We start from the raw sequence: 21,934 nt of genomic DNA on the forward strand, positions 1-21,934 counted from the left end.
GGTCAGAGCTCGCTGACGATCACGTCGAGCTGGGTGCCGGCTTTGCCCGGCTCACCCCGCTCAACGGTCCAGCCGAGGTCCTGCAACGCCTCGGTCAGGGCTGCAGGCGTGCGCGGTGTGGCGTTCTCCTCGAGCAGGGTGCGGACGAGGCGGCCCTTGGTGGCCTTGTTGAAGTGGCTCACGACCTTGCGCTGGCCGTTGATCTCGTGGAGCACCCGGACAGTCGCGGTCTTCGCGGCGACGGCGGTGGGCTTCCAGAAGGAGGCATAGGTCCCGGAGCGGAGGTCGATGAGCAGGCCGCCGCCGAGTGCCTCGAGCACGGCCGGCTCGAGGTGCTTGCGCCAGTGCGCCTGCACCCCGCCGAGCCCGGGAAGCGTGGCGTCGCCCGACAGTCGGTAGGAGGGGATCCGATCGGCCAGGCCCACCAGGCCGAAGACCGACGACGTCACCATCACGCGGCCTGTGGCACGACGCTTGGCCGCGCTCGACAGGGAGTCGTAGGAGAGCGCGTCGTAGACGACGCCGGTGTAGATCGACGAGGCTCGCGCGGCCGGCGAGGTGCGGAGCTTCGCGTTGAGGGAGACCAGCTCCGGTTGGGACTTCGGCACCGCGAGCAGTTCCATCACCGCCGGCTCGTCGTATGCGCAGAGCTCGACCAGCGCCTCGATCACCGCTTCGCGCGCCGGCGTGAGCACAGGGAGCGACAACGTCGCCAGGTCCAGGGCGGCGCCGCGCTTCGGAGCAGCCTTGCCCTCGCTGGGCGGGAGGAGCATCAACACGGTGGATATGGTGCCTGCATGCCCAGCGGACAGGTCATCCGGGTCAGCCCACCCTCGGCGCTGAGGGAGGGGATCGCGCAGATCCAGGGCGAGCTCCACGTGACGCCTGACTTCCCGCCCGAGGTCGAGGCGGAGGCTGTCCGGGTGGCGGCCGACGTACTCGTGCTGCCGGACGAGGACCAGACGCAGATCCCGTTCGTGACGATCGACCCCGCCGATTCGATGGACCTCGACCAAGCGCTCCACCTGGAGAGGAGCGACACGGGGTACGTCGTCCAGTACGCCATCGCCGACGTGCACGCGTTCGTCGCGCCGGACGGGGCGATCGACGTCGAGTCACACCAGCGCGGTGAGTCGCTCTACGGCGCGGACTCGAAGATCCCGCTGCACCCGACCGCGCTCTCGGAGGGCGCCGCGAGCCTGCTGCCCGGCCAGGTCCGGCCGGCCCTGCTGTGGACCTCGACGCTCGACGAGACCGGTGAGATCCTCTCGACCGGCGTGCGGCGGGTGCGCGTGAAGTCGGTGGCGAAGCTCGACTACGTCGGTGTGCAGCAGATGTTCGACAGTGATGATCCTGCCGCCTTCGACGAGAGATACGGGGACTCGCTGAGACTGCTGAAGGAGATCGGCGAGCTCCGCCTGGCACTCGAGGTCAAGCGCGGCGGCATCAGCCTGCCGCTGCCCGACCAGGAGATCGAGGTCAAGGGCGACCAGTGGCGCACCCGCTTCCGCAGCCTGCTGCCCGTCGAGGACTGGAACGCCCAGCTCTCTCTCCTCACCGGCTTCGGTGCCGCACGGATCATGCTCGACCACAAGGTCGGGCTGCTCCGCACCCTGCCGCCGGCCGATCCCCGCGACGTCGCCCGGCTCCGACGAACGGCCAAGGCGCTCAACGTGGATTGGCCCGAGAGCCAGTCGCCGGCGGACTTCATCCGCAGTCTGGATCCCGGCGACGGCCACGAGGCGGCGATGATCCTCGCCTCCACCCGACTGCTGCGGGGCAGCGCCTACGCCGCGTTCAACGGCACGCTCCCGGAGCTCACCGAGCACGCGGCGCTCGCCTCGCCCTACGCGCACGTGACCGCGCCCCTGCGCCGGTTGATCGACCGCTACGCGGGCGAGATCTGCGTGGCGCTCTGCGCCGGAACCCCTGTTCCCGACTGGGTTCTCGCGACGATGGACGAGCTGCCCGCGATCATGCAGGCCGCGGCCCGTCGCAGCAGCGGCTATGAGCGCGCCATCCTCGACCTCGTCGAGGCGGGCATGCTCGCGCCCCGCGTGGGGGAGAGTTTCGACGGCGTCGTCGTCGAGGTCAGTGACAAGGAGCCGACACACGGCACGGTGTCGATCCAGGATCCCGCAGTGGAGGCTGCGGTCGTGGGGACGACCGCGCTGCCGTTGGGGGACCCGGTCACCGTCAGGCTGGCCGAGGCCGACGTCCTCCGGCGCCGCGTCAGCTTCACGCTGGCGTAGCGGCGCCGGGTCGCCGGCGCCGCACCACGAGGATCTGCACGGCGACCACGATCACGACGCCCAGCCCGATCGCGGCGTAGGGCAGGTACTTGCCCCAGTGACTGCCGGGCACGTAGGAGAGGGTGCCCGTGATCGCGCCCTTCGTGGTCCCGACCTGGATCGGGATCGTCCACGTCTTGATCATGTGCGGCTTGTTCGGGTCCTTCGCCACGACTGGCGGCTCGACCGAACCCATCCAGTGGATGCGGTGGTCATGCCACTGGAACCGGTGGTTGGTCGAGAGTTCGGTCCACGTGGGGGTTCCCGTCGCACTGGCGGTCGAGGGAATCGAGCCGATGGTCTGCTCCTTGTTGAGGTACACCGCGGGGGAGAGGTCGTTCTGCCAGACCCCGTCCTTGGTGATCTTCGCGTAGGGCTCGCTCTGGTAGCCCTCGATGATCACCGGTTCGTCGCTGGTGTTCGTCACGGTGATGCCCTCGCCGTTGAGTGTCGCCTTCACCGTCACCCCCGGGACGTCGGGAGTCACGGCCGTCACCTTGGTCTGATAGCCGGTGAAGGTGGCGCCGTACGCCGGCAGCGCGATGCCCCACATCACAGTCGCCACCAGGAGGACGAGCGCGCCGACCCTGCTACGGTCGCTGGCGTGGCGGACCCGGGGGATGAGCTGACGCGCCTTGCGCTCGCCGCCCGCGACGGCCGTGATCCGTGGGCCGTGGAGGCGTTCGTCCGCGCCGCGCAGGCCGACGTCTGGCGTCTCTGCGCCCACCTCGGTGACCTCGACCGCGCCGACGATCTCGCGCAGGACTGCTTCCTCAGGGTGCTGCATTCGCTGAAGTCCTTCCGTGGGGACGCTCCCGTGCGCCCCTGGTTGTTCACGATCGTGCGACGGGTGGCGGCCGATGACATCGCCGCCCGGCAGCGACGTCGCCGTGAGCCGGTCGTCGCCCGTGCCGAGGTCGCACCCGACCATCAGGACGCCGTCACCCTGCAGGTGCTGTTGGAGGGGCTCGACGTCGACCGACGCGAGGCGTTCGTCCTCACGCAGGTCCTCGGCTTCTCGTACGTCGACGCCGCCGCGGTCGTCGGCTGCCCGATCGGCACGATCCGTTCCCGCGTCGCCCGCGCCCGCGAGGACCTGATCGACCGGCTGGCGCCGGAGGACGGGCTCGACCTCGCGCTCTGAGCGGCGACGGGTCATGCCCGACGTCGCAGCACGCTCGCCCCGGCTGCTCCGGCGGCGACGACGAGCGCGATGATCGAGAGGATCAGGGGCGCCTTCGAGTCGTCACTGTCATCGGCGTGATCAGCGCTGCTCGCACCGCTCGCCGTGGCAGGAGCTGTAGCGGACGCGTCATCGGCGCTCGCCGGGGTCAGGGTCAGCACCGGCGCGGGGTGCTCCGGCTCGGTGCCGTCGGCGCCGGCTTCCTCGATCCAGCGGACGATCGAGCCGTCGCTGTAGGTCTGCAGCGCCTTGAACTCGATCTGGTCCGCGTCCGTGGGGAGCGGGCCGACCGAGACGTCGAACTCCTGGAACTGACCCGGCTGGATCGCGTCCTTGGCGGAGTCGGCCGTCCAGGTGACGGTGGAGACGATCTCGGTGATCGGGCCGTCGTCGTCCGAGAGCGGAGTGGTGGGCTTGGTCGTCGTCGTCTTCGCGGTCCAGCCGGGGACGGGCCTTGTACGCACCGACGCGATCGGGTGGTCCGACGGGAACTGCACCTCAATCTTCGTGGTCGAGGCGGTGTCGGACTCGTCGGGGGCGCGGAAGGTGAGCTTGGTGTAGCCGCCCTGCGGTGCGGTGCCGGGGTTGACGGTGACGTGGGCGAAGGCCGGCGCGCCCAGGAAGAGGAGCGAGCCGACAGTGCTGAGGACGCCGGCAGCAGCCAGCGGTCGGGTGAGCTTCATGCCCCAACAGTCAGGCGCTCGAGGATTCTGGTTCCCGGCGGGAACTGAAATTGTGCTCGGCCCGACCTGTTCACCGTGGAGTGTTCTGTAGCGCGTGAAGCCCTGTCGGCCTGGGCCGATGGGGAGGCCGTCGACGTCGATCCGGCGGTGGTCCACGAGCATGTCGGCGGCTGCGCGGACTGCCGAGCGTTCGAAGCACGACTGGCCGCGCTGACGGCACTGACAGCCGCCCCGGCGGCCGCCCCGTCGGCCGTTCCGGACCTGGCGCCGGCCGTGGTGACTCGCCTTCGACGTCGCCGTGAGTCACGCCTGTACATCCTCCGTTGGGCCGTCGGCCTCATGGGTGGGGCCGAGCTCGGCAATGCGCTGCTCGAGCTGATCCTCCACGGCACGACCGAGGCGCATGCGACCCACGAGTCGCTCTCCTTCGCCATCGCCATCTCGCTCGCGCTGGTGGTCGCGGCGCTTCGGCCGCACCTCGCAGGCGGTTATGTCCCGGTCGTCGGCACCGCGGCTGCACTGCTCATGGCGACCGCCACCTTCGACGTCGTCAAGGGCCGGATCGCGGCGGTCGACGAGCTGCCCCACGTCGACCTCCTCGTCGGCCTGGTGATGCTCTGGCTGATCGCCCGCGAGCGCCCCGAGCCCCCGGCCCGCACGACGCGGAGCTGGCGCCCGCCGACGTACGGCGTCCCCCGGCTCGTGCCGCGCAGCGGTGGCCTTGCGCGTGTCTCCCTTGTACGGCCCGCCGCACGGCCGATCCGCATCGGCCTCGGGACCCTCATCGCGGGTGCCGTGGTGATGATCCCCAGCGCCGCCTCGGCGCATGCGATCCTCGACTCCAGCACTCCCGCACCCAATGCGGTGCTGACGACCGCGCCGACGACGGTCGAGCTGACCTTCAGCGAGTCCGTCACGCCACCGCCTGGTGCGCTGCGGGTCTTCGCGCCCGACGGATCGCGTGCCGACAACGGCGACGTCAAGGCCGACGGCCCCCACGTCAGCGTCTCGCTCGACGCGTCGGCGAGCGGTACCTACCTCGTCTCGTGGCGGGTCGTGTCGGCCGACTCCCATCCGGTCTCGGGTGCGTACACGTACTCCGTCGGGCACGCCTCGGCGGCCCCGACCGCCCCGAAGGCGGTCGGCAGCAGGGGCTTCAAGGTGGCGCTCGGAGTCTCGCGGTTCGTCGGCTATGCCGGCGGGGCGCTGCTCGTCGGCGGTATCGCCTTCTGGCTGCTCGGTGGCGGCCCGTCGCGGGCCGGACGGCGACTCGCGCTGGGTGGAGCGGCCGGTGTGCTGGTGGCCGGGATCGTCGACATCGCACTCAAGGGACCGCTCGACGCAGGCCTCGGTCTCAGCTCGATCTCGAACGGGGCGCTGCTCCAGGAGGTGCTCGGGACGACGTACGGCCGCGCGGAGCTGACCCGTGTCCTCATCGCCGTGATCCTGGCCGTCCTGGTCCTCGCGAAGGACCGCCTTCGCATCGCCGAATGGGGCGCGGTGTGTGGGATCTTCGCGGTCCTGGTGGCCCTGACCTTCGCCCTGGCCGGCCACGCCGCCGCAGGTGACGCGCGGCCGATCTCGGTGCCGAGCTGGACGCTGCACGCCCTCTCGATGATGGTCTGGCTCGGCGGCCTCGCCCAGCTGGTGGTCGACCGCGTCTGGCGCCAGCCCGACGCCCGGGAGGTCCTACGTCGCTTCTCGCTCGTGGCCCTCGTGTCCGTGGGCGTGCTCGTCGTGACCGGCCTCTTCCAGGCCTGGCGGCAGGTCCGCTCGCTCGGAGCGCTGGCGGACACGACGTACGGCCACCTGCTCTCCGTGAAGGTCGGCCTCGTCGTCGTCATCGTGGCGATCGCCTACGCCTCCCGCCGCTCCCTGCGTACGTCGACGACCCGGTCCGCACTCGGCCGGACGGTGCTCCTCGAGGTGGTCGCGCTGGTCGCCGTGCTGGGTGTGACATCGGGGCTGGTCGCGACCGAGCCGGCGGCGACGGCCTACCGCCCGACCGTGGCGAAGAACCTGACGATCGAGGGCGACACCGTGCAGGTCTCTGCCGTGCCGGCGGCCTCACGCCAGATGGAGCTGCACCTCTACGTCTTCGACAAGGACGGCCAGCCGGCCGACCCGGTCGAGCTGACCGCCACGGTCACCCTGCCGAGCCGCGACGTCGGGCCGCTGCCGGTCACCCTGCAGCACGTTGACGTCGGTCACAGCACCGGCCTGGTCAGCGTGCCGGTGGTGGGGGACTGGACCTTGGCGGTGACCGTGCGGGTCAACGACTTCGACGAGGCGACCAGGACGGTCACACTGCCGATCCACTGACTGCGTCACTCGGTGGCGACCGGGCGGTCGAGGTTGCTCCACTGGCTCCACGAGCCGGGGTAGAGCGACGCCTCGATCCCCGCGATCGCGAGCGCCGCGACCTCGTGGGCAGCCGTGACCCCCGAGCCGCAGTAGGCAGCCACGGGGCGCCGGCCGTCGACGCCCAGTGTCCCGAAGTGGGCCTTGAGCACGTCGGCGGGGAGGAAGTGGCCGTCGGCCGTGAGGTTGGCACCGGTGGGGGCGTTGAGCGCGCCGGGGATGTGACCGGCCTTGGGGTCGATCGGCTCGCTCTCGCCGCGGTACCGCTCCGGCGCGCGGGCATCGAGCAGCACGCCGTCGTAGCGCTCGACCTCGTCCAAGGGCAGCACGGGAAGGTGGCCCGGCGTCAACGTGACATCACCGACCGCGGGAGTGACGTCGTCGGTCGTGAGCTCGTAGCCCTCGGTGGTCCAGGCGTCGAGGCCGCCGTCGAGGAGTCGTACGTCGGCGACCCCGGCCCAACGGAGCAGCCACCACAGGCGCGCGGCAGCCAGGCAACCGTTCGCGTCGTAGGCCACCACGAGATCGCCGTCGTCCACGCCCCATCGGCGGGCTGCCTCCTGCAGGGTCTCGACGCTGGGCAGCGGGTGACGGCCATCCTCGGGCTTCCCCTGTGTCGCGAGCTCCCACTCCAGCGGCACGTACACCGCACCGGGGATGTGGCCGGTGAGGTAGTCGCCGTGTCCCGGCGGGCCGCCCAGCTTCCAGCGGACGTCGAGCACGACCGGCGGGGTGGGGGAGGCGAGGGCCTCGGCGAGCTCGGCGGCGGTGATGAGCACGGTCATCCCGTCACCCTAGACTCCGCCGCATGACTCCCCGAGAGATCACACCGCCGTCCGAGACCGTCCGAGCCGCGGCCGCTGAGCGGCTCGCGGGGCTGGCCACGCCGCCGGGTGCGCTGGGCCGACTCGGCGAGCTGGGCGTGTGGGTCGCGGCGACGCAGGGGGTGTGCCCGCCTGCGCCGGTCGACGACGTACGCCTCGTGATCTTCGCCGGCGACCACGGTGTCGCGGCGCACGGCGTCTCGGCCTTCCCGCCTGCGATCACGGGCGCGATGGTGCGGACCTTCCTCGCCGCGAAGTCCGGCGTGACGGCGCTGGCCGGTGCGCACGGCGTCGCAGTGCGCGTGCTGGACCTGGGTGTCGATGAGGACTTCGAGGATCTGCCGGCCGAGGTGCGCGAGCCCCTGCAGGCGCACAAGGTCCGGCGCTCGTCGGGTGCGCTCCACCTCGAGGACGCGCTCACCGCCGAGCAGACGCAGGCCGCGCTGGACGCGGGTGCTGCCGTCGCCGCCGAGGAGATCGCCGCCGGCGCACAGCTGCTGATCAGCGGTGACATGGGCATCGGCAACACCACGCCCGCGGCGGCGATGGTCGCTGCGGCTCTGGGCCTGCCGGCGTCGGAGGTCGTCGGCCGCGGCACCGGCATCGACGAGGCCGGGCTCCTGCACAAGATCGACGTGGTCGATGCGGCGCTGCGTCGCGCGGGCGATCGCCTGGACTCCCCGCTGGAGACCCTGCAGGCGGTCGGCTCGGCGGACCTGGCCGCCACCACCGGCTTCCTGCTGTATGCCGCCTCCCACGGTGTCCCCGTGCTGCTGGACGGCCTGATGTCAGTCGCGTGTGCGCTGACCGCCGACCGCTTCGCGCCGGGTGCGGCCGCGTGGTTCGCCGCCGGTCACCGTTCGACCGAGCCCGCCCAGTCGCTGGCGCTGTCGAAGCTCGGTCTTGAGCCGCTGCTCGACCTCGGCCTGCGGCTCGGCGAAGGCTCCGGCGCGGTCGCGGCCGTGCCGGTCGTGCGCTCGGCCGCCGCCCTGTTGCGGGACGTCGCGCTGCTCGCCGACCTGATGCCGGACGCGTGACCACAGGGACCAGCGGAACCTCGGTGGCTCAGCGCCACCAGGTGACTCGCAGTGACCGAGTTCGGCGGTGAGCATGCTGCGGGACGCGTGGCGACTGGCCGTCGGGACGCTGACTGCCCTCCCTGTGAGGCCGCCCGCGACGGTCGACCGCCGGCGAGCCATGTGGGCGATGATGCTTGCGCCGCTGGCGGTCCTGCCCCTGGCGGCGTCGGCGGGGGCGATCGTCTTCGGCGGGATCTGGCTCGACCTGCCGTCGCTCGTCATTGCTCTGTTGGCGATCGGGGCGGTCGTGCTGGGCAACCGCGCCTTCCACCTCGACGGGCTCTCCGATGTCGTCGACGGGATGGCTGCCTCGTTCGATCGAGAGCGATCGCTGGCCGTGATGAAGACTGGCACGTCCGGGCCTGCGGGGGTCGTCGCGATCGTGCTCGTGGTGGGGCTCCAGGTGGCAGCGATCGACGGGTTGGTCCGAGGCGCGCCGTGGGACGCGGTGATTGGCTGCGGTGGCCAGCAGTGCTCCCTCTTCGCCGCGCGCCTCGAGCGGGCGGCCGCTCTCCACGTCGCCGTGCTCGTCGGTGTGGCGCTCTGTGTCTCACGGCTCGCGCTCGCGACCTGTTGCGCTCGAGGCTTCGTGGCGGCTCGTCCCGACGGACTCGGCCGCACGTTCACCGAGACGGTGCCGCGTGAGACGGTGGCCCTCCTGTCGCTCGCCGGCGCAGTCGCCCTCGCCACCGCCAGCGAGTGGGCCGGGATCGCGTTCTGGCGCGGCGCCCTCGCCGCAGCCCTTGCCCTGGTGGTGGTCCTCGTCCTCTGTGCCCGCGCCATGCGGCGCTTCGGCGGCGTGACGGGAGATGTTTTCGGGGCGGCCGTCGAACTGGCGCTCGCCACGATCCTCGTCGTCCTGGCGTGAGCCGGGCGGCCACGGAACAGCGGCCGCCCGGCGTACGCCTAGAACTCCTCGTCGAAGCCCACCGTGCCGGTCACGCCGACCTGGTAGGCCGAGACCTTGCGCTCGAAGAAGTTCGAGAGCTCCTGCACGTCCTGCAGCTCCATGAAGGCCAGCGGGTTGGCCGAGCCGTAGATGATCGGCAGACCGAGCCGCTCCATGCGACGGTCGGCGACGAACTCCAGGTAGGAGCGCATGTCGGCCGTCGACAGCCCGGCGACGCCACGACCCAGCAGGTCCTCGGCGAACTGCGCCTCCGCGTCGACGCCCTCCCTCAGCATCTCCCGGACCTGCGCGGTCAGCTCGTCATCCCACAGCTCCGGCTCCTCCGCACGAGCCGTGTCGACCACGTCGAAGGCGAACGCCATGTGCATCGACTCATCACGGAAGACCCAGTTGGTGCCCGAGGCAAGCCCGTTGAGCAGCCCCCGCGATCGTAGGAAGTAGACATAGGCGAAGGCTCCGTAGAAGAAGAGCCCCTCGATGACCGCGGCGAAGCAGATCAGGTTGAGCAGGAACGCCCGCCGGTCCTCCCTGGTCTCCAGCCGGTGGAGGTCGCCGAGGGAGTCGATCCACTTGAAGCAGAAGTCCGCCTTGTGCTTGATCGACGGGATGTTCTCCACGGCGGCGAAGGCCTCGAACCGCTCGGTCTCGTCCGGGACGTAGGTGTCGAGCAGGTTCAGGTAGAACTGCACGTGCACCGCCTCCTCGAAGAGCTGCCGGGAGAGGTAGAGGCGGCCTTCGGGGGAGTTGACGTGCTGGTAGAGGTTGAGCACGAGGTTGTTCGCCACGATCGTGTCGCCGGTCGCGAAGAAGGCCACGAGGCGGGAGATCAGATGTCGCTCCGCCGGCGACATCCTGGCGAGATCCTTGAGATCGGTATGCAGGTCGATCTCCTCGACCGTCCAGGTGTTCTTGATCGCGTCCTTGAAGCGGTCGAAGAAGTGCGGGTAGCGCATCGGACGCAGCGTGAGGTCCATGCCGGGGTCGAGAAGGTTCATTCGCAGGCCTCACAGTGCTCGGGGTTCTCCAGGGAGCAGGCCACGGCCTCAGCCGCCGTGACCGACACGGTCGCCTGCTGGATCCGCGTCGCAGGTCGCGAGCGCAGGTAGTACGTCGTCTTGAGCCCCTGCTGCCACGCGTAGCGGTACATCGAGGAGAGCTTCCCGATGGTCGGGCCGGCCATGAAGAGGTTGAGCGACTGGCTCTGGTCGAGGTACGGCGACCGCGCGGCCGCGAGATCGATCAGCGCCTTCTGCGGCAGCTCCCAGGCGGTGCGGTAGAGCAGCCGGAGGTCCTCCGGAATGGCGGAGATGCCCTGGATGGAGCCCTCGGCACGCTTGATCTGCTCGCGCACGTCCGCGGTCCAGAGGCCGCGCGTCTTGAGCTCGCGCACCAGCGTCGTGTTGATCTGGAGGAACTCACCCGACAGCGTCTCGCGCTTGAACAGGTTGGAGACCTGCGGCTCGATGCACTCGTAGCAACCGGCGATGGAGGCGATCGTGGCGGTGGGCGCGATCGCCAGCAGCAGCGAGTTGCGCAGCCCCGTCTCGGCCACCTTGTCGCGAAGAGCGGACCACCGGGCGGTCTGCGTCGGAGTCGTGTCCCAGAGGTCCGGCTGCAGCTGCCCCTTCGCCGCCCGGGTGTCGGCGTACGCGGGATGCGGACCGTGCTGGACGGCCAGCGACGCCGAGACCTCCAGCGCCGTCAGGTAGATCTCCTCCTGGATCCTGGTGGAGAGCTCGAGCGCCTCAGCCGAGTCGAACGACAGCCCGAGGGCGAAGAAGACGTCCTGCAGGCCCATCAGCCCCAGTCCGATGGGACGCCAGCGTGGGTTGGACGCAGCCGACTCCGCCGACGGGTAGTAGTTGATGTCGATCACCCGGTCGAGGAACGGCACCGCCGTCCGTACGGTGTCGCGCAGCTTCTCCCAGTCGAGCTCGCCGCTCGTCACATGCTGCGCAAGGTTGATCGACCCCAGGTTGCAGACGGCCGTCTCCGAGTCCGACGAGACCTCGATGATCTCGGTGCACAGGTTGGAGAGGTGGACGGTCGGATGGCCCGGCCCGACATGCTCGTCACTCGTCTGGTTGCAGGTGCGGTTGGACGCGTCCTTGAAGGTCATCCACCCGTTGCCCGTCTGGGCGAGCGTGCGCATCATCTTCGCGTAGAGGTCGCGCGCCCTCATCGTACGCACCACCTGCCCGGCGGCCTCCACCGCGCGGTAGCGGACGTCGAACGCCGGCCCCCACAGGTCCACGAGCTCCGGGGCGACGTCGGGGTCGATCAGCGACCAGTCCCCGTCCGCCTCCACGCGGCGCATGAACTCGTCGGGGATCCAGTTGGCGAGGTTGAGGTTGTGCGTACGCCGGGCGTCCTCACCCGTGTTCTCCCGCAGCTCGAGGAACTCCTCGATGTCCGGGTGCCACGACTCCAGGTACACACACGCGGCCCCCTTGCGTCGGCCGCCCTGGTTGACCGCCGCGACCGATGCGTCGAGCGTGTTGAGGAACGGCACGATGCCGTTGGAGGCGCCGTTGGTGCCGCGGATCAGCGCACCACGGCCCCGGACGCGGGAGAACGAGATGCCGATGCCGCCGGCGAACTTCGACAGCTTGGCGATCTGCGCATACCGGCTGTAGATCGAGTCGAGCTCGTCGCGCGGGGAGTCGACGAGGTAGCACGAGGACATCTGTGAGTGCCGCGTCCCGGAGTTGAAGAGTGTCGGCGACGACGGCGATCTTGGTGACGTCAACGGGCTCGCTGTCGCCGTTGCGTTTGCGGATTTCCACAGGTGCTCCCCTCGGAGTTGCTCGAGAGGAGACGACGGGACGGCCACCGCGAGGTGGCGCCTGGCGTCAGCCCACCCTCGAGGCCTCGGACCACCACGCCCGACGGGCGCGGTGCACTGTCAGGTATCGGACTCGCACGCCTCCCTTGCGGGGGAGCGCGCTCACCGTTGCGGGGCAGTCCCGGACTCTCACCGGATTCCCTGGTTCAGCTGCAGGAGCACCATATGTGGGATCGGATCCCAGACGTGGGACCAGATGTTGTGGCCCGCGTGTCGTCGGCGTGTCGCGCTCAGAGCACGAGCACGCGACCGGCAACGACGAGATGCACCTCGTCGCAGTGCTCGGCGACGCGCTGGTTGACCAGTCCCAGCAGGTCACGGAAGAGCCGTCCCGATCGGTACGTCGGCACGATGCCGAGTCCCACCTCGTTGGTCACCAGCACCGTCATCTCCGACCGTGCGTCCAGGGCGGCGACAGCGCGCGAGACCTCGGCCAGGACGGTGGAGGTGGCGACGTCAGCCGGGGCGTCCCACAACTCGTCCTCGTCGAGCAACGCGGTGAGCCAGGTGCCGAGGCAGTCGACGATCACGGGCCCGGCTGACGACAGCGAGCCTGCGAGGTCGCGGGTCTCGAGCGTCGTCCAGTGCTCCGGGCGTGCGTCACGGTGCTCGCGGACACGCGTGGCCCAGTCGGCATCGCTCTCGTCCTCGGGTGACGGGCCTGCGGCGACATAGGTCACCGGTGCGTCAGCGGGCAGGAGGGATTCGGCATGGCGGGACTTCCCCGAGCGGACACCGCCGGTGACCAAGACACGGGCAGCCTTCATCGGACTCCCTCCCGGGCAAGCGTGAGCAGGACGTCGACGTCGAGGTGAGCCTCGACCAGGTCGGCGCACACCACCGAGTTGGTGGACATGTTCTGTGCCTTGTACGGCGCCACCCGCACGCCCCGACGGGCGAAGGCGCGACAGAGACGGGTCGTGACGACCGACTTGCCGGCGTCCGACGTGGTGCCGGCGACGAGCAGCCCGCTCACGCGCCGGAGCCGGTCGAGCCGAGGTGCCACCGGTGCAGCAACCGGCAGTCGTCGTTGGCCCACCACTGCAGGTCGAGCCGGTCCATGCGGAAGGTCACCGGCAGATGATCCCGCATCCGTTCTTCGACGTCAGCACGCCTGACGCCGCCCGCGGGGTGGTCGAGGGTCAGGTGCGGCACAGGATCCGGGAAGGCGCCGCCGTACGGCAGGAAGTCGGGAAACGCGGCCGTCAGCGCAGCTGTGAGCTTGCGGAAGGGCTCGTCCGGCTCGGGCCGGAGATGAATGACGCCGCCCCGGAACTCGACCACCTCCTCGAGCACGATCTCGACGGGTTCGACCGTCGCCGCGAGGTCACCGACGACCTCGAGGTCCCGCTGCGTCGGCTCCGTGACCCACGGGGCGAGCACCGTGATGTGCGCATGCACGAAGTCGGGGTCCGTCGACACGAAGCTGGCGTCGTAGAACGCCGTCCGCTCCCGCACGACCGCATCGAGGACGGGCACCGGCACCGCGAGCACCGTGTGACCAGTCATGATCGCGCAGGCTACGGCACCGTGTAGTCCGCCGGAATCTGGCTACAGCCCGAATATGACCACGATCGAGCAGGGGCAGGTTGCCGTCGTCACGGGAGCGTCGAGCGGTATCGGACGGGCGCTGGCCGCGGAGCTGGTGACCCACGGATACGAGGTGGTCATCGCCGCCGATGAACCGGAGATCACCGCGGTGGCGGCCGAGCTCTCCGCCACCTACGCAGGCTCGACAGGGACCGCGCTGCCGGTCCAGGTCGACCTGGCCGAGTCCGAAGGCGTGACCCGCCTCTACGAGGCGGTGCGGAAGCGCGGTGTGCCGAAGGTGGCCATGCTCAACGTCGGCGTCGGTGTCGGCGGTCGCTTCGACCAGACCGAGCTCGTCGACGACCTGAGGCTGATCGACCTCAACGTCCGCTCGACCGTCCATCTCGCCAAGCTCGTCCTCCACGACATGGTCGCCGCCGGTGAGGGACGCATCCTGGTCACGTCCTCGATCGCGGCGGTGGCCCCGGGGCCCTACTACGCGACGTACGCCGCCTCGAAGGCGTTCGTCCACTCCTTCGCCGAGGGCATCCGCGAGGAGCTCAAGGACACCGGTGTCACCGTGACCTCACTGATGCCCGGCCCGACGGACACGGAGTTCTTCATCCGCGCCCACATGGAGGACACGCCGGTGGGCCAAGGCACGAAGGACGACCCCGCCGACGTGGCCAAGGACGGCTTCAAGGCGCTGATGGCGGGCAAGGCGTCGGTCGTCGCCGGCTCGCTGAAGAACCGTTTCCAGGCCGAGGCCGGGACCCATATGCCCGACGCCCTGATGAGCCCGCTCATGGCCCGGATGACGAAGCCTGAGGAGTGACATGAGCCTGTTCAGCGTGATCGCCTCCCTCGTGGTCGCAGCCGGCGTGGTGGTCCTGATCCTCCTGTTCGAGCGCAAGCGGGCGCGGCAGATCCAGCACGACCTCAGGGAGCCCGACGAGGGCCGTACCCGTCGCCCACCCCGGCACTGACAAGGCGACCGCGCCGCCCCGTGTAGTCCGCGGGAATCTGGAAACAGCCCAGACATGACGCATCCACTGCTCGCCATCGTCACCGGCAGCGACTCCGGTATGGGCGCTGCCACCGCCAAACTGCTCGCCTCCGAGGGGTACGACGTCGGCCTGACCGTCCACCACGACATGGACGGTGTGCTCGACACCGTCAGCGAGATCGAGAAGCGGGGTCAACGCTGCTTCGTCGAGCGCTTCGACGCCGCCAGCCCGACAGCCGGCGACATCGTCGACAGCCTCGCCACGAAGCTCGGTGGCCTCGGCGTGCTCGTCAACGTCGCCGGCACCGGTCAGTCGGACTCGGTCCTCGACGTCTCCTACGACAGTTGGCGGCAGGTCATCGCGACGGATCTCGACGGACCGTTCCTCGTCGCCCAGCGCGCCGCACAGGTGATGGTCGACGCGGGTCAGGGCGGCCGGATCGTCAATGTCACCAGTGTCCATGAGCACGTTCCGCGTGTCGGCTCGGCGGCCTACTGCGCGGCCAAGGCAGGACTCGGTGCGCTGACGAAGGTCATGGCGCTCGAGCTCGGCCAGCACGGCATCACGGTCAACAGCGTCGCTCCCGGCGAGATCGCCACGGAGATGACCGGACAGGCCGAGGAGTCGGCGTACAGCATCAAGCGACCGGGCAATCCGATCGGGCGGCCGGGACACGTCAACGAGGTCGCCTCGGTGATCGGCTTCCTCTGCTCGCCGCGGGCGTCCTACGTCACCGGCGCCTCGTACATCGTCGACGGAGGCCTCATGCTCATGGCCGCGCACGGCCACGACCAGGAGTCGGAGGACTGGCGGACCCTCTAGTGACGGAGCTGGCCCACCTTCTCCGCCGTGGCGTCGAGCTTGTCCGCGACGACGTCGGCCACCGTCCCGGCCACGGCGTGGCCGCGGTCGACGACCGTCGCGGCGGCGCTGCCCACCTTCTCCGTGAGGACGTCGCCGGCACCCGCCGCCTGCAGTGCGGCGATCCGACCCTCGAGCTTCGTCGTGCTCGCGACGTGCTCGGCCTGGCGGGCCAGCTCGCGCGCCGTGGCCTTGGCGAGCCACGCCTTGCCCGGCTTGCCGTCGGTATCGAGGGCCGCGATGACCAGGCCGCCGAGGATCGAGACGTTCTTGGCCAGCTGCAACTGCTGGGCGCGCCGCGCCTCCGGGTCGCTCTCGCGCCAGAACGCGTGTCCGGCGAGGGTGGTGGGCACAAGCGTGCCCGCAAGAACTGCCGCGGACAGGCGGGGGAAGCGGCCGAGGACGAGTCCGGTGGCGGCCGCCAGCTGGACGCCGGCGTTGACCTTGACCAGGAGCTCGGGATCGGCGGGCACCGGCAGGCCCGCGCGCTGCAGGGCGGTGACGAGCGGGTCGGTGACCGGCTTCGCCCGCTCGGCCGGGCCGGAGGCGTTCTTCAGGGACCTGATCGGCCCGACGAAGAAGATGGAGGACAGGAGCGGTCGTGCCAGGCGTCGGCTGATACTCATATCGCCACCGTGCCCAGAACCGTGGCGGTCCAAACGTCAGGCATGAAGAGGCCGTGGGTGGGTAAGGGTGTGGCGTGACTGCCTTCCTCGCCTGGTGGACCCTCATCACCTTCGCCCTCGTCGCCGCGGGTGTGGCGGCAGTGGTCGTCATCGCGGAGCCGCACCGGGCTCAGCCTGTCGAGAGCGACCTGCGGGTCCTCCCCGACGACCAGCGGTGATCCGGCTCGCCGGGGCGCTCGTCCTCACGATCGGGATCCTCGCGGCGCCACCTGCCTCGGCCGCGACGACGGCCACCGGCACGGTCAGGCTCGACGGCGTGCGGGTCGTCCTGCGTTCCGCCACGACCCAGGTCGTCACCGTCAACCGCACGCACGGCTGGCATGCCCGCGCCACTCTCTGGGTGCGCACGGCCTCCGGCTGGCGGCGCGGCCTGCGCACCACCGACGCTCGGGTGGGGTACGGCGGCCTCTCGGTCGCCACGCGCCGACACCAGGGTGACGGCACCACACCGCTCGGCACCTTCGACCTGATGTCCACGTTCGGGACGCATGCGCGGCGGAGCGCCTGGTCGATGCCCTACCGCCGTACGCGTGCCGGGGACTACTGGGTCGGCGACAACTCGTCGCGCTACTACAACCAGCTCCGCACCCGTGCCCAGGGCGGCTTCCGTCTGCTGCCCGCGAGCGATCCCGAGGCGTCGGAGCACCTGGCGCACTACCGGCGTCAGTACGAATACGCCTTCGTCACGTCGTTCAACGTGGAGCAGGTCCGCTGGCGAGGATTCGCGATCTTCCTGCACGTCAACGGGCGTGGCGCCACCGCCGGCTGCGTCAGCCTGCCGCGCTCGATGATGCGGAAGCTCTTCCACCGGCTCGAGCCGTCAGCTCACCCGGTCATCGCCATCGGGCGGTGAAGGTCAGGCCGACGGGAAGCACGCCGCGAGCCGGCGGTGCTGATCGGCCACCGCATCACGGTGCGGGCCGTCGGCGGTCAGACGCGGATAGAGTCTCTTCGGCCACAGGACCTCGACGCCTCGGATCGTGAAGGCCCCGCCGATGAGCGGCCAGTCGGATTCGATGAAGCAGAGCACGCCGACGACCGGGACCTCGGCGTCGTCGAGGATCCCCTTCACCAGATCCACCTGCTTCTGTACGCCGTCGACGAGCTTGGTCTGGTCGCGTGGCCCCACAAGGAGCTTCTCGACCCGCGGCCGAAAGAGGCCGCCCTCGATCTGCAGGGTGGGCCGCTTGCCGACGTACCTCTTGGCATCGATCACGAAGATGCCGGACGGAGTCACCGCGATGTGATCAATGTTGGCCTTGGTTCCGGGGATGCGGCGGTCGTGCAGCACTCGCATGCTATCGGAGCTGAGCTGGTTGAGTCGGTTGCCGAGGCGCTCCTCGCCGAGGGCGCCGGTGTTCCACGCGGTCGTGGTCTGCGGGTCGTCGCTGACGGCGAGGATGAACCCGCCGAGCTTCGGGTGCTTCTCCCGGATGCGCGCCGTGCGCTTTGCCTGCCGGCGCTCGAACTCGCGACGTGCTGAGCCGCCCGGGGCGCCGGCGTCGACAGGCGCCACGGGCGTGACGGGCTCAGGCTCCTGAGCCGGTGTGGATGCCAAGCATTCGAGGCAGCGGACTGTCTTCGTCGCTCGCTCGTAGATGGCCTCGGCGCCAGCCTCCAGCACCGTCCCACAGAGACGGCACGCGCCGGCGTACCGAAGCTTCATGCGCTTCTGATCCGCTGTGGGTTTGTCCATGAAGTGACCTTCTCACCAATCGAGCGATGTGGTTGCACTTCTGAGCGGTTGGCTTCTGATTGGGATTCGACGCTCGTCATGCGCCTTGAGGAAACCTATAGAAATTGGCCGATGTCGAGGCGACCGACTCTGGATTCGAACGCCTGTCCACGATAGAATTGCGGCATGCCGCACAACGCCCTCGACCTCGCCGTGGCGCTCGACGCTGTGGACGACGACGCGAGCGCATTGACCTTGATGCGGGAATCGCAGCAGCGGATCCGCGAGGAGGAAGTGCTGCAGATCGCCACTGCTGCGCGCTTCGCCTCATTCCACGAGGTCGACCAGTGGTGGCGTGGAGCCTCGCAGCTCGACGAGGCTCCGGGGGCTGAGCGTGCGCTTCTGCTCGGCGGCGACGGGTCGCCGTGGATTGAGGAGTTCGCGGTGATGGAGTTCGCTGCGGCAACGGGACGCTCGACGATGTCCGCCCGTGCCTACCTCGGCGGAGCGCTCGCGCTGGTCCACCGGCTTCCGCAGACATGGCGTCAGGTGCAGGCGGGCCGCGTCGACGGCTGGCGGGCCCGTCGGATCGCCGAGGCCACGATGTCCGTCTCGCAGGAGGCCGCCGCGTGGATCGACGAGCAGATCGCGCCCCGTGCCCAGCAGGTCGGCGTCAGGACCCTCGACCGTGTGGTCGAGGAGGCGCGGGCCCGCTTCAACCCTGAGGAACTGGTCGACGACGAGGTCGGCGACCTCGACGGTCGCCATGTCGACATCCGCATCGGCCAGAACCCGAGCGGCCGCGCTGCGACGACGCCTCTGGAGGCGGAGCTCGACACCGACGATGCGATCGCGCTCAAGGAGACCCTTCACGACGTCGCCGAGCAGATCACCGACACCGGTGAGCCGCTGGCGGTGCGTCTGGCCAAGGCTCTCGGAATGCTGGCGCGTGGCCAGGTCATGTTTCTCAACCAGTCCATAACGGACGACGGACCGAAGGTTTCCGTCGACGTGCCGCAGCTGCCGGTCACGGTGCGTGTCGCCGAGGGCGACACAGTCGCGACCGTGCACACGCTCACCGGCCAGCGGATCGGGATGCTCTCGATCCCACAGCTCGAGACCTGGTTCAGCCGGATGAAGCCTGTCATCCGGCCGGTCCTCGACCTGAACGACGAGGCCGTCTCCCACGCACGCTTCGGCGGTCCCTCGCTCCGCGAGAAGGTCATCGAGGTCAACCAGAAGTGCGTCTTCCCGTTCTGCGAGCGCCCCGCCGAGGCCTGCGATCAGGACCACATCGAGGAGTGGGTCGACCCCAAGGACGGCGGGCCGCCCGGCCAGACCTCACGCTCGAAGCTCGCCTGTCTCTGTCGAACCCACCACCGGACCAAGACCTTCACGCCCTGGCGTTATCGGGAGATCCGGCCCGGCATCTATGAGTGGACGAGCCCGCAGGGCTTCCTCTTCGAGGTCACTCCACAAGGCACCATCGACCTCGGCAGGTCAGTCGCAGCCTGACGCCGCCAGTGACCCGGCCCGATCCCGCCCTGCGGCAAGCTCCTTCTCGAGGTCGACGCAGTAGCGGCCGAAGTCGATCTGGATGGTGTGCCGGGGAGCGTCGTAGTACTGCTCGAGGTGCGCTGCCTCGTCGGCGTACATGATCTTCTCCTGCTCCTCGACCGAGGGCAGCCGGTAGCTGCCGTCGATCACGCCGGCGATCAGCTTCGACTGCTGCTCCGCGAGATTCACGATCGTGGGGGAGGACTGGGCGAGGCCGGCGAAGAAGAGATGGTCGACTCCGGGCCGGACGATCCGCTTGAAGAGTGAGAAGCGGTGCTCGGCATCGGGATGCAGGTCGGTGTCAGAGGGATCGAAGAACGGGAAGCTCATCTCATAACCGGTGGCACAGACGATCACGTCGGCCTCGACCGACGAGCCGTCGGCGAGATGGACCGTGGAGCCGTCGAGCCGCGTGATCTCGGGGAGCATGTGGAGGTCCCCGGAGCCGGCCTTGGTGAGGAAGTCGGCACTCACGGTCGGATGCGCCGACAGCGGCTCGTGGTCGGGCTCGGGCAGCCCGTAGGTGCTCATCGACCCGACAAGGTCGCGGATCAGCGCGCGCGAGGCGACGAGCGCCTCCTCCTTGGGGATCGTCGGGGGTGCCATCACCTTGTCGGCAGGCTGGCCGCCGCGGTACTTCGGCAGCACCCAGACGCCGCGGCGCGCTGAGACGTAGACCTTCGACGCCATCCAGGGGAAGGCGAGCTCGCTGGCGATGTCGACGGCCGAGTTGCCGAGCCCGACCACGATGACCCGCTTGCCGCGCATCTCGATCGGCTCGAACGGCGAGAGATAGCTGTGGCTGTGCAGGATCGTGCCGTCGAAGGTGCCCGGCCACTGCGGCATCCGTGGCTTCCAGTGGTGGCCGTTGGCGACGACGAGATCGGTGTAGTGCCGTGTCTCGCCGGTGGTGAGGGTGACGTCCCAGGTGCCGTCGTCGCGGCGGCGGGCGTGCTCGACGCCGGCGTTGAAGGTGATCGCGTCGCGCAGCCCGAAGTGGTCGACGTAGTCGCGGAAGTACTGGTGGATCAGGGTGTGGTGCGGGAAGTGCGGGAACTCCCGCGGCGCCGGAAACTCCTCGAACTCCAGGCGCGTGGTCGAGGTGTCGATGTGCAGCGACTCGTAGACCGACGAGCGGCCGTTGGGGTTGCGGAAGTACCAGTTCCCGCCGACGTCGTCGGAGAGCTCGAACTGGTCGTAGGCGATGCCGTGGTCCTTGAGCCGCTTCGCGGTCGTGAAACCGGAGCAGCCGGCCCCGATGATGCAGACCTTCATGAGGTCTCCTCCAGGCAGCGGTAGGCGGTGAGGACGTAGTCGTCGGTGCGGGGCGACGAGATCAGGTGGGCGCCCAGCTTGTTCATCGCATAGGCGATGGTCGTGCGGCGGTCGAGGTCGTTGATCACGATGGCGCCGCCGTACCCCGTCCACCAGCAGCGGCGCTCTGCGGCCGGGAGGTCGGGCGCCGCGACCGGCGGGATGAGTGCGTAGCCGAGCCCCCACGTGAGCTCGGCGGGGATGACGAGGTCGAGGCCGCTGGCCTCGGGCTGGAGGAGCCGATCGATCATGGCGGGCGACAGCAGGCGTACGCCGTCCACCTCGCCGCCGTGGGAGATGACCGACTGGATCCGCGCGATGGACCGGGCGTTGCCGTGCCCGTTTGCGCCGGCCACCGAGACCTGCCGCCAGGGCGCGCTGTTGCAGAAGCCACCGACGTCCAGGAGGGGGTTGGTGAGCGTCCGGATCAGCTGGTTGTCCTCGGCGAGTGGCGGCAGGTCCAGCCGCTCGGTGGGGGCGATCAGGTCGGCGCAGCGCTCGAGGGCGTCGGCGGGAACGCCCAGGTGGAAGTCGGCCCCGAGCGGTACGGCGATCTCCTCGCGGAAGACCTCGCTCAGCGGTCGCCCGGTCGCACCTCGGACCACCGCGTCGAGCAGGTGGCCGTAGCTGATCATGCAGTAACCCGACGCCGTGCCCGGCTCCCACCAGGGCTCCTGAGCCGCCAGCATCGCCTCCGAGCGCTCGAGGTCCAGCAACCCCTCGACGTCGAGCGGATCGGTCCAGCCCGGGAGGCCCGAGGTGTGAGCGAGGAGGTGGCGGACCAGCACGCGGTCACCGCTCGGGCCGTCGGCTAGCGCCTTCCAGTACGTCGACGCTGGCGCCTCGAGGTCGATCACGCCCCGATCGGCCAGGACGAGGACGGTCAGCGCGGCCATCGTCTTGGTGATCGACCAGACCTGGGTGATCGTGTCCTCCTGCCACGGCATCCCCGGCCGCGCCGTGCCGCCCCAGAGGTCGGCGAGCGTCTCGCCGTCGCGGATCACGGCCAGTGAGGCGCCGGCATCGTCTCCCGCGTCCAGTCGCGACTGGAGGAGCTCGCGCAACGGCTCGAAGCTCGGATGGGCGAATCCTTCGACACGCGGCGCTGCTGTCACGTTCCCGAGAATA

The 21,934-nt window shown here is 69.9% G+C and carries 23 protein-coding genes, 1 pseudogene and 1 riboswitch; of the genes and pseudogenes, 11 read left to right on the forward strand and 13 right to left on the reverse strand.

Annotation, left to right across the window (positions count from 1 at the left end; translation table 11 throughout):
* Positions 1-2: 2 nt before the first annotated feature.
* Positions 3-773, reverse strand: coding sequence for a peroxide stress protein YaaA (gene yaaA / locus LH076_RS06205; RefSeq protein WP_227783585.1), 771 nt, complete (start codon positions 771-773; stop codon positions 3-5).
* Positions 774-797: 24 nt separating this feature from the next.
* On the opposite strand from yaaA, the gene LH076_RS06210 reads away from it, so the two are divergent.
* Positions 798-2,252, forward strand: a complete 1,455-nt coding sequence (locus tag LH076_RS06210) for an RNB domain-containing ribonuclease (RefSeq protein WP_227783121.1) — start codon at positions 798-800, stop codon at positions 2,250-2,252.
* Here LH076_RS06210 and LH076_RS06215 read toward each other — a convergent pair.
* Entirely contained in the window at positions 2,239-3,078 is an 840-nt protein-coding gene (locus LH076_RS06215; RefSeq protein WP_227783664.1) for a hypothetical protein, read from the reverse strand. The genes LH076_RS06210 and LH076_RS06215 overlap by 14 nt on opposite strands.
* Here LH076_RS06215 and LH076_RS06220 point away from each other — a divergent pair.
* Positions 2,965-3,435, forward strand: coding sequence for a sigma-70 family RNA polymerase sigma factor (locus LH076_RS06220; protein ID WP_227783586.1), 471 nt, complete (start codon positions 2,965-2,967; stop codon positions 3,433-3,435). The genes LH076_RS06215 and LH076_RS06220 overlap by 114 nt on opposite strands.
* Before the next feature lie 11 nt (positions 3,436-3,446).
* Here LH076_RS06220 and LH076_RS06225 read toward each other — a convergent pair whose 3' ends face one another.
* Complete coding sequence (locus LH076_RS06225; protein ID WP_227783122.1) at positions 3,447-4,157, reverse strand: YcnI family protein; 711 nt, start codon at positions 4,155-4,157, stop codon at positions 3,447-3,449.
* A gap of 75 nt (positions 4,158-4,232) precedes the next feature.
* Between LH076_RS06225 and LH076_RS06230 the strand changes: the two genes are divergently transcribed.
* Positions 4,233-6,479 carry a copper resistance protein CopC gene (locus tag LH076_RS06230; RefSeq protein ID WP_227783123.1) on the forward strand — a complete coding sequence of 749 codons (2,247 nt, stop codon included), beginning with the start codon at positions 4,233-4,235 and terminating at the stop codon, positions 6,477-6,479.
* A gap of 5 nt (positions 6,480-6,484) precedes the next feature.
* On the opposite strand, the gene LH076_RS06235 is transcribed toward LH076_RS06230, so the two are convergent.
* Entirely contained in the window at positions 6,485-7,303 is an 819-nt protein-coding gene (locus tag LH076_RS06235; protein ID WP_227783124.1) for a sulfurtransferase, read from the reverse strand.
* A 23-nt stretch (positions 7,304-7,326) separates the two neighbouring features.
* On the opposite strand from LH076_RS06235, the gene cobT reads away from it, so the two are divergent.
* Entirely contained in the window at positions 7,327-8,379 is a 1,053-nt protein-coding gene (gene cobT / locus LH076_RS06240; protein WP_227783125.1) for a nicotinate-nucleotide--dimethylbenzimidazole phosphoribosyltransferase, read from the forward strand.
* Positions 8,380-8,452: 73 nt separating this feature from the next.
* On the forward strand, positions 8,453-9,289 hold the full coding sequence (locus LH076_RS06245; RefSeq protein ID WP_227783587.1) for an adenosylcobinamide-GDP ribazoletransferase: 837 nt from the start codon (positions 8,453-8,455) through the stop codon (positions 9,287-9,289).
* 38 nt (positions 9,290-9,327) lie between these two features.
* On the opposite strand, the gene LH076_RS06250 is transcribed toward LH076_RS06245, so the two are convergent.
* The 5 genes and pseudogenes from LH076_RS06250 to LH076_RS06270 form a co-directional block, all read right to left on the reverse strand.
* Complete coding sequence (locus LH076_RS06250; RefSeq protein ID WP_227783126.1) at positions 9,328-10,326, reverse strand: ribonucleotide-diphosphate reductase subunit beta; 999 nt, start codon at positions 10,324-10,326, stop codon at positions 9,328-9,330.
* Entirely contained in the window at positions 10,323-12,164 is a 1,842-nt protein-coding gene (locus LH076_RS06255; RefSeq protein WP_227783127.1) for a ribonucleoside-diphosphate reductase subunit alpha, read from the reverse strand. Before LH076_RS06255 ends, LH076_RS06250 begins: the two co-directional genes overlap by 4 nt.
* A gap of 53 nt (positions 12,165-12,217) precedes the next feature.
* A riboswitch (cobalamin riboswitch) is annotated at positions 12,218-12,357 on the reverse strand.
* Positions 12,358-12,406: 49 nt separating this feature from the next.
* On the reverse strand, positions 12,407-12,943 hold the full coding sequence (locus tag LH076_RS06260) for a bifunctional adenosylcobinamide kinase/adenosylcobinamide-phosphate guanylyltransferase (protein WP_227783128.1): 537 nt from the start codon (positions 12,941-12,943) through the stop codon (positions 12,407-12,409).
* A 50-nt stretch (positions 12,944-12,993) separates the two neighbouring features.
* A pseudogene (locus tag LH076_RS06265) lies at positions 12,994-13,152 on the reverse strand (cobyric acid synthase CobQ); the annotation flags it as partial.
* Positions 13,149-13,685 carry a 2'-5' RNA ligase family protein gene (locus tag LH076_RS06270; RefSeq protein ID WP_227783129.1) on the reverse strand — a complete coding sequence of 179 codons (537 nt, stop codon included), beginning with the start codon at positions 13,683-13,685 and terminating at the stop codon, positions 13,149-13,151. The pseudogene LH076_RS06265 and the gene LH076_RS06270, both read right to left, overlap by 4 nt.
* 55 nt (positions 13,686-13,740) lie before the next feature.
* Here LH076_RS06270 and LH076_RS06275 point away from each other — a divergent pair, with 55 nt between their 5' ends.
* From LH076_RS06275 to LH076_RS06285, 3 genes are read left to right on the forward strand one after another with little or no spacing between them, the layout of a single operon-like run.
* Positions 13,741-14,541, forward strand: coding sequence for an SDR family NAD(P)-dependent oxidoreductase (locus LH076_RS06275; RefSeq protein ID WP_227783130.1), 801 nt, complete (start codon positions 13,741-13,743; stop codon positions 14,539-14,541).
* A gap of 1 nt (position 14,542) precedes the next feature.
* Complete coding sequence (locus tag LH076_RS06280; RefSeq protein ID WP_227783131.1) at positions 14,543-14,692, forward strand: hypothetical protein; 150 nt, start codon at positions 14,543-14,545, stop codon at positions 14,690-14,692.
* 54 nt (positions 14,693-14,746) lie between these two features.
* On the forward strand, positions 14,747-15,535 hold the full coding sequence (locus LH076_RS06285) for an SDR family oxidoreductase (RefSeq protein WP_227783132.1): 789 nt from the start codon (positions 14,747-14,749) through the stop codon (positions 15,533-15,535).
* Here the strand turns inward: LH076_RS06285 and LH076_RS06290 are convergent.
* Positions 15,532-16,200 (reverse strand): DoxX family protein, encoded by a 669-nt coding sequence (locus LH076_RS06290; protein WP_227783133.1) that lies wholly within the window; start codon positions 16,198-16,200, stop codon positions 15,532-15,534. The two genes, LH076_RS06285 and LH076_RS06290, sit on opposite strands and share 4 nt — an antisense overlap.
* A gap of 74 nt (positions 16,201-16,274) precedes the next feature.
* Here LH076_RS06290 and LH076_RS06295 point away from each other — a divergent pair, with 74 nt between their 5' ends.
* A complete protein-coding gene (locus LH076_RS06295) occupies positions 16,275-16,418 on the forward strand; it encodes a hypothetical protein (protein WP_227783134.1) in 144 nt (47 codons plus the stop codon).
* Positions 16,415-17,113, forward strand: coding sequence for a L,D-transpeptidase family protein (locus tag LH076_RS06300; protein ID WP_227783135.1), 699 nt, complete (start codon positions 16,415-16,417; stop codon positions 17,111-17,113). Before LH076_RS06295 ends, LH076_RS06300 begins: the two co-directional genes overlap by 4 nt.
* 3 nt (positions 17,114-17,116) lie before the next feature.
* Here the strand turns inward: LH076_RS06300 and LH076_RS06305 are convergent, their stop codons facing one another.
* Positions 17,117-17,956, reverse strand: coding sequence for a nuclease-related domain-containing protein (locus LH076_RS06305; RefSeq protein ID WP_227783136.1), 840 nt, complete (start codon positions 17,954-17,956; stop codon positions 17,117-17,119).
* Between the two features lie 165 nt (positions 17,957-18,121).
* Here LH076_RS06305 and LH076_RS06310 point away from each other — a divergent pair, with 165 nt between their 5' ends.
* Positions 18,122-19,450: an HNH endonuclease signature motif containing protein gene (locus LH076_RS06310; RefSeq protein WP_227783137.1), complete on the forward strand. Its 1,329-nt coding sequence runs from the start codon at positions 18,122-18,124 to the stop codon at positions 19,448-19,450.
* On the opposite strand, the gene LH076_RS06315 is transcribed toward LH076_RS06310, so the two are convergent.
* Together LH076_RS06315 and LH076_RS06320 are read right to left on the reverse strand one after the other, a co-directional pair.
* Entirely contained in the window at positions 19,436-20,767 is a 1,332-nt protein-coding gene (locus LH076_RS06315; protein ID WP_227783138.1) for a flavin-containing monooxygenase, read from the reverse strand. The two genes, LH076_RS06310 and LH076_RS06315, sit on opposite strands and share 15 nt — an antisense overlap.
* Complete coding sequence (locus tag LH076_RS06320; protein ID WP_227783139.1) at positions 20,764-21,921, reverse strand: serine hydrolase domain-containing protein; 1,158 nt, start codon at positions 21,919-21,921, stop codon at positions 20,764-20,766. Before LH076_RS06320 ends, LH076_RS06315 begins: the two co-directional genes overlap by 4 nt.
* Between the last annotated feature and the right edge of the window lie 13 nt (positions 21,922-21,934).

Source organism: Nocardioides sp. Kera G14 (genome assembly GCF_020715565.1).
In the GTDB taxonomy this organism is placed as follows: domain Bacteria; phylum Actinomycetota; class Actinomycetes; order Propionibacteriales; family Nocardioidaceae; genus Nocardioides.

Bases quoted from the DNA above. Each gene is read 5' to 3' on its own strand.
- yaaA (WP_227783585.1), bottom strand. From the start codon at position 773: ATGCTCCTCCCGCCCAGCGAGGGCAAGGCTGCTCCGAAGCGCGGCGCC.
- LH076_RS06210 (WP_227783121.1), top strand. From the start codon at position 798: ATGCCCAGCGGACAGGTCATCCGGGTCAGCCCACCCTCGGCGCTGAGG.
- LH076_RS06215 (WP_227783664.1), bottom strand. From the start codon at position 3,078: ATGCAGCACCCTGAGGAAGCAGTCCTGCGCGAGATCGTCGGCGCGGTC.
- LH076_RS06225 (WP_227783122.1), bottom strand. From the start codon at position 4,157: ATGAAGCTCACCCGACCGCTGGCTGCTGCCGGCGTCCTCAGCACTGTC.
- LH076_RS06235 (WP_227783124.1), bottom strand. From the start codon at position 7,303: ATGACCGTGCTCATCACCGCCGCCGAGCTCGCCGAGGCCCTCGCCTCC.
- cobT (WP_227783125.1), top strand. From the start codon at position 7,327: ATGACTCCCCGAGAGATCACACCGCCGTCCGAGACCGTCCGAGCCGCG.
- LH076_RS06245 (WP_227783587.1), top strand. From the start codon at position 8,453: ATGCTGCGGGACGCGTGGCGACTGGCCGTCGGGACGCTGACTGCCCTC.
- LH076_RS06250 (WP_227783126.1), bottom strand. From the start codon at position 10,326: ATGAACCTTCTCGACCCCGGCATGGACCTCACGCTGCGTCCGATGCGC.
- LH076_RS06260 (WP_227783128.1), bottom strand. From the start codon at position 12,943: ATGAAGGCTGCCCGTGTCTTGGTCACCGGCGGTGTCCGCTCGGGGAAG.
- LH076_RS06270 (WP_227783129.1), bottom strand. From the start codon at position 13,685: ATGACTGGTCACACGGTGCTCGCGGTGCCGGTGCCCGTCCTCGATGCG.
- LH076_RS06275 (WP_227783130.1), top strand. From the start codon at position 13,741: ATGACCACGATCGAGCAGGGGCAGGTTGCCGTCGTCACGGGAGCGTCG.
- LH076_RS06280 (WP_227783131.1), top strand. From the start codon at position 14,543: ATGAGCCTGTTCAGCGTGATCGCCTCCCTCGTGGTCGCAGCCGGCGTG.
- LH076_RS06285 (WP_227783132.1), top strand. From the start codon at position 14,747: ATGACGCATCCACTGCTCGCCATCGTCACCGGCAGCGACTCCGGTATG.
- LH076_RS06290 (WP_227783133.1), bottom strand. From the start codon at position 16,200: ATGAGTATCAGCCGACGCCTGGCACGACCGCTCCTGTCCTCCATCTTC.
- LH076_RS06305 (WP_227783136.1), bottom strand. From the start codon at position 17,956: ATGGACAAACCCACAGCGGATCAGAAGCGCATGAAGCTTCGGTACGCC.
- LH076_RS06310 (WP_227783137.1), top strand. From the start codon at position 18,122: ATGCCGCACAACGCCCTCGACCTCGCCGTGGCGCTCGACGCTGTGGAC.
- LH076_RS06315 (WP_227783138.1), bottom strand. From the start codon at position 20,767: ATGAAGGTCTGCATCATCGGGGCCGGCTGCTCCGGTTTCACGACCGCG.